General features: G+C 44.9%; 4 protein-coding genes. All 4 read left to right on the top strand.

Translation table 11 applies throughout. The annotated features are described in order from the left end of the window. Nucleotides 1–321: 321 nt before the first annotated feature. The 4 genes from ACFPXP_RS08465 (at nucleotide 322) to ACFPXP_RS08450 (ending at nucleotide 4,537) form a co-directional block, all read left to right on the top strand. Entirely contained in the window at nucleotides 322–1,221 is a 900-nt protein-coding gene (locus tag ACFPXP_RS08465; RefSeq protein WP_379893794.1) for an ABC transporter permease, read from the top strand. 16 nt (nucleotides 1,222–1,237) lie between these two features. Continuing rightward, the gene (locus ACFPXP_RS08460) at nucleotides 1,238–2,107 is read left to right on the top strand and encodes a carbohydrate ABC transporter permease (protein WP_379893793.1); all 870 of its coding nucleotides are present in this window, start codon (nucleotides 1,238–1,240) and stop codon (nucleotides 2,105–2,107) included. A 30-nt stretch (nucleotides 2,108–2,137) separates the two neighbouring features. Continuing rightward, nucleotides 2,138–3,784: an ABC transporter substrate-binding protein gene (locus ACFPXP_RS08455; protein WP_379893792.1), complete on the top strand. Its 1,647-nt coding sequence runs from the start codon at nucleotides 2,138–2,140 to the stop codon at nucleotides 3,782–3,784. Between the two features lie 174 nt (nucleotides 3,785–3,958). Further along, the gene (locus ACFPXP_RS08450; RefSeq protein WP_379893791.1) at nucleotides 3,959–4,537 is read left to right on the top strand and encodes a hypothetical protein; all 579 of its coding nucleotides are present in this window, start codon (nucleotides 3,959–3,961) and stop codon (nucleotides 4,535–4,537) included. Nucleotides 4,538–4,967 lie beyond the last annotated feature (430 nt).

Here is a 4,967-nt window from a genome sequence, read left to right as displayed (position 1 = left end):
CACCAAAAAAAGCTGCGTACCTGTTCCGACAGCGGTTATTAGCAGTATTGGAGTTTAGTACTGGAATGAAACATAGCCCCTAGCTTTCATGCCGGGGATGTGGCGTAAAGCCATGATTGTTTTTGTTTGCAGCTCAAGGGTTTCCGCTTCCGGAAAGTAATCAATTGAGGTGATTGTATTTTATTGGATATTGAGATGCTACGCTAACCTTATGAAACAGAATACATCGCTGCAAGGAGGACCGAAGCCGTGGATGCAAAGCAAGAACTGGAAACAAAAGAGCTGCCGCCCGCGCCAAGCAAATCCAATAAAATCGCTTCTATGAAGAAGGAGCTGATCCGGAACAAATATGTTTATATCATGCTTGTGCCGGTCGTTGCCTATTATGCTATCTTCCATTACGGACCGATGTACGGGCTATTGATGGCATTTCAGAAAAGCTATAATTTGTCGGAGGGCATTTGGGGCGGCGAATGGATTGGCTTTGATAACTTTACTACGTTTTTTGAAAGCTATTATTTCTGGAGACTTCTAAAAAATACGCTTATCTTAAGTCTTTATAGTATTCTTCTAGGGTTTCCCGCACCGATTATATTAGCTCTGCTGCTAAACGAGGTGAGAAACCGATTCTTCAAACGAACGGTACAGACGGTAAGCTATTTGCCGCATTTTATTTCCGTCGTCGTGGTTGTCGGTATGCTGAAGACGTATTCGGCGCTGGACGGAGGCTTGTTCAACGTCATTCGTTCGATGTTCAGTCTAGAGCCGATCATGTTCTTCACGGAGCCGGACATGTTCCGTCCGATGTATATCTTATCGAATATTTGGCAGGGAGCGGGCTGGGCATCGATCATTTTCTTGGCAGCGCTTGCAAATATCGATTCACAGCTTTATGAGGCGGCCAAAATCGATGGGGCCGGAAGGTGGAAGCAATTTCTCCATGTGACTTTGCCGGGGATTATGCCAACGATCGTGATTATGTTCATCCTGCGTTTAGGGGCCGTCATGAATTCAGATTTACAGAAAATATTGCTCATGCAAACCGCACCGACCTACGAGGTATCGGACGTCATTTCGACGTTCGTATACCGATCAGGCGTGCTCGAAGCGAATTATGCTTACTCAACGGCAGTCGGGTTGTTTAACGGAGCCATCAACTTCATACTGCTTCTCTTGGCGAATGCGCTCAGCCGAAAAGCCAATTCAACGTCGCTGTGGTAGGAGGGGGGATCAAAGGATGAGACGATCACTAGGAGAAAAAACGTTCGATGGATTCAACTATTTATTATTAACGCTGGTCATTGTCGTATCGGCTTACCCGATGCTGTATATTTTGAATTCATCCATCAGCGATCCGACCGAAATGCTGCGGAACCGATCCTTTATGCTGTGGCCGGAAGGGTTTACGCTGGAGGCGTACAAATATGTGCTGACAAATCCTAAAATTTATACGGGTTACATGAACACGCTATTCTACGTCGTCGTGGGGACATCGTTCAACCTGCTCATGACCTCTCTGGCAGCTTATGCTTTGTCTAGGCCGGACTTGTATGTCCGAAAGCTGCTGATGAAGATTATCGTCTTTACGATGTTTTTCAGCGGGGGGATGATTCCTACCTTTCTGCTCATTCAGAATCTCGGTTTGATCAATGACAGGCTGGCTCTGATACTGCCTGTTGCGATCAACACGTTCTATCTGATCATTATGAAAACGAGCTTTGAGGGGATTCCGAATGAACTGGTCGAATCGGCCAAGCTGGATGGAGCGAATGATTTTACGATTTTGTTCCGCATCATTTTGCCCGTTTCCAAAGCGATTTTAGCCGTACTTACACTTTATTATGCGGTGGATCATTGGAACGATTACATGGGGCCTTTACTATATTTGCGGGAACAGAATCTCTACCCGATTCAGATCGTGCTGAGGGATATCCTGCTCAGCAACAGTACGGAGGCGATGGGCGGCGGCGTCGATACCGGCTTCGCGTTAGGCGAGAACATTAAGTATGCGACCATTATCATCTCGACTTTGCCCATCGTGATGGTCTATCCGTTCATCCAAAAATATTTTGTTCAAGGCGCTTTACTCGGTGCCGTGAAACAATAAACAACCCATTTGAAGGAGGAGTCTTGTTCTATGAAAAAAAAGGGGATATTATTCGTCTGCATCATGTTCCTGCTCGTGACCATACTCGGTGCATGCTCTAACAACAATGGAAATTCCGATCCAGAGCCGTCATCTGAGGCTAATAATCAAGAGGAGCCGCTAACCGAGATCCCGCTTCCGATCGTTAATGAGCCGATGACTATCGATTATTGGCGCGCAAATGACGGAAAGCTGACGGCTTCACTGGAGCACTTCGGCGAAATGGCTGCTTACAAGAAAAAGGGAGAGCTGACAGGCGTTAAGGTGAATATCATTCACCCGCCGCTGGGACAGCAAAAGGATCAATTCAACCTGCTGGTCACGACCAATGATATGCCTGATGTCATTTACTACAACTGGGCCGATGCGATTGGCGGACCCGAAAAAATGCTGGCAGATGGAAAAATTATTCGTCTTAATGAGTATATTGACAAATACGCACCGAATTTGAAAAAGCTGATCGAAAGCGACGAGGATATTCGCAAACAGATTTCACTGGACGATGGGACAATCTATATGTTCCCATATATCCGTTCCGATGCGGTGAAGTTGAATGCGACCGCAGGTCTGATTATCCGGAAGGATTGGCTGAATAAGCTCAATCTCGAGGTACCTACGACGATTGATGAATGGTATACCGTACTGAAGGCATTCCGCGAAGAAGACCCGAACGGTAACGGAGAGAAGGATGAGCTTCCATTTACGGGCAACTGGGGTCCTGGGGATTTGACCAAGCTGCACGATTTTGCACCGGCATTCGGTGTCCTTGGGGGCTTCCACTTTAAGGATGGGAAGATTGTATACGGACCACTCCAACCGGAATACAAGCAATTTATTGAAACGATGGCCAAGTGGTATGAGGAAGGCTTGATCGATCCTGAAATTATGACGAACGACGGCAAAGCGTTTGATTACAAGATTACGAATGACCTCGGGGGTTCCTATCAAGGCGGTGTGTTCAGCGGTATGGCCAAATATTTCAATCTCATGAAGGACGCTAATCCCGAATTTGATCTCACGGGAACACCCTGGCCGATCGGTCCCGCAGGCAAGCCTTACATGACATTCTCGTTAAATACGAAGGTGCTCACTTACGGAGAAGCGATCACTTCTTCTGCGGACGAGGATGAAATCAAGTACATCGTGCAATGGATGGATTTCAATTACAGTCCGCAAGGTCACGAGCTGTTCAACTTCGGAATTGAAGGCGAAAGCTACGTGAAGGAAGGCGATACGATCAAGTATACGGATAAAATTATGGATAACCCGGGCTTAACCTACGATCAGGCGCTTGCCACTTATGCGATGTCGATCATGGACGGCCCGATGAATCAGGATAGCCGTTATTTGGATGCACTGATGACCTTCGAGGGTCAGAAACAAGCCAATCAGGTTTGGATGGAATCGGATGATTCCCTCGTGCTTCCTACGCTGCGTTTCACGGAGGACGAATCTAGATTGAACGCTTCGGTTATGAATCCGATTTCGACCTATGTGAGCGAAATGATGACGAAGTTTATTATGGGGCAAACGCCGCTTTCCGAATATGACAAGTTTATCGACACCATCGAGAGCATGGGAATCGATCAAATTATTAAGATTCACGAAGATGCATATCAGCGTTATCAAGCAAGATAAAGGTGTGAGAAGGACACGGTCCGAAGGGCTGTGTTCTTTGTTTTGTAGTGGATTCGAAGTATGGAAGAATGAATTATTTTCTCCCAAAATGGAAAGGAAAACCAACGATGTGAATTGAAGTACTATGGTTATAAAGGGGTATTCATTGGTCCGACATACAACAAGGAGGCAATCATGAAAGGCTTTTATATGCTATTACTTACTATGATGGTATTTGTATTATCTGCTTGCGATTCATCGAATCAAATACAGCCCATAAAAGAGGAAACACTTGATTTTGATCTGAAAACTGCAACTCAGATGGTTGAGAAAAAGGAAACAATGATCATGGAATTAGCGAAGAAGAAAGAGCTTTCGATATCGGAGTTTCGCGAAATAGAGAGATATTTTACGGCAGATTTTGGAGATCATGCGAAGGACATTTTATCTATGCTCACTCTTCAATTTATGGATGAGGAGTCGAAAAAGTACATTGCACAGGATACGTTTTACCCAACGGTTTTTCATGAGGGAATTCATATTACTAGTGCGGTTATTTATAGGAGTTACTACGAAAATGATTTTTTCAATCAAACCAGATTAACGATCAGAGAAGAATATGAAGGTGATGACAAGGAACTGGAGGATTGGTACAGGGAATATATTTTTACGCTAAACAAAGATACCGGAGAATGGGAGCTTCATGGTTTTTCAGGCATCCTGAATTACTCAGGAGAAGAGTTTAATTTAAATTATTTAGAACTAAAGCAGTAAGGGATCGAAAGACATAGAAAATGCATTTTAAATGCACCGGAAAGGTAACGAATCGGCTTTGATCTTCCCCGTAGAAGATGGCTCGGTGTATGGGGTGGACCAAGTCGTTGCATAAAAGCGCCCAACGGGATTTTATTATCATCGTCATATGGCGCCAGTAATCTGTGTGTCGCCCATGGATTTCGGTGAGCAAGTACGATTGGTCGCCCGCAATTTGAGAGATTTTTTTACATTGGTATTCACAGGGCATGAATTTCTATTGTTAAATGTATTTGGCACTAAGGAACAATATCTTGAGGCGTTACAAAAACAATCATGGCTTTACGCCACATCCCCGGCATGAAAGCTAGGGGCTATGTTTCATTCCAGTACTAAACTCCAATACTGCTAATAACCGCTGTCGGAACAGGTACGCAGCTTTTTTTGGTGG

Origin of the sequence: Marinicrinis lubricantis, assembly GCF_042658665.1 — a bacterium.
GTDB classification, from domain to species: domain Bacteria; phylum Bacillota; class Bacilli; order Paenibacillales; family KCTC-33676; genus Marinicrinis; species Marinicrinis lubricantis.
This window is presented reverse-complemented; position numbering and strand designations above follow the sequence as displayed.

Bases quoted from the DNA above. Each gene is read 5' to 3' on its own strand.
- ACFPXP_RS08465 (WP_379893794.1), top strand. From the start codon at position 322: ATGAAGAAGGAGCTGATCCGGAACAAATATGTTTATATCATGCTTGTG.
- ACFPXP_RS08460 (WP_379893793.1), top strand. From the start codon at position 1,238: ATGAGACGATCACTAGGAGAAAAAACGTTCGATGGATTCAACTATTTA.
- ACFPXP_RS08450 (WP_379893791.1), top strand. From the start codon at position 3,959: ATGAAAGGCTTTTATATGCTATTACTTACTATGATGGTATTTGTATTA.
- ACFPXP_RS08455 (WP_379893792.1), top strand. From the start codon at position 2,138: ATGAAAAAAAAGGGGATATTATTCGTCTGCATCATGTTCCTGCTCGTG.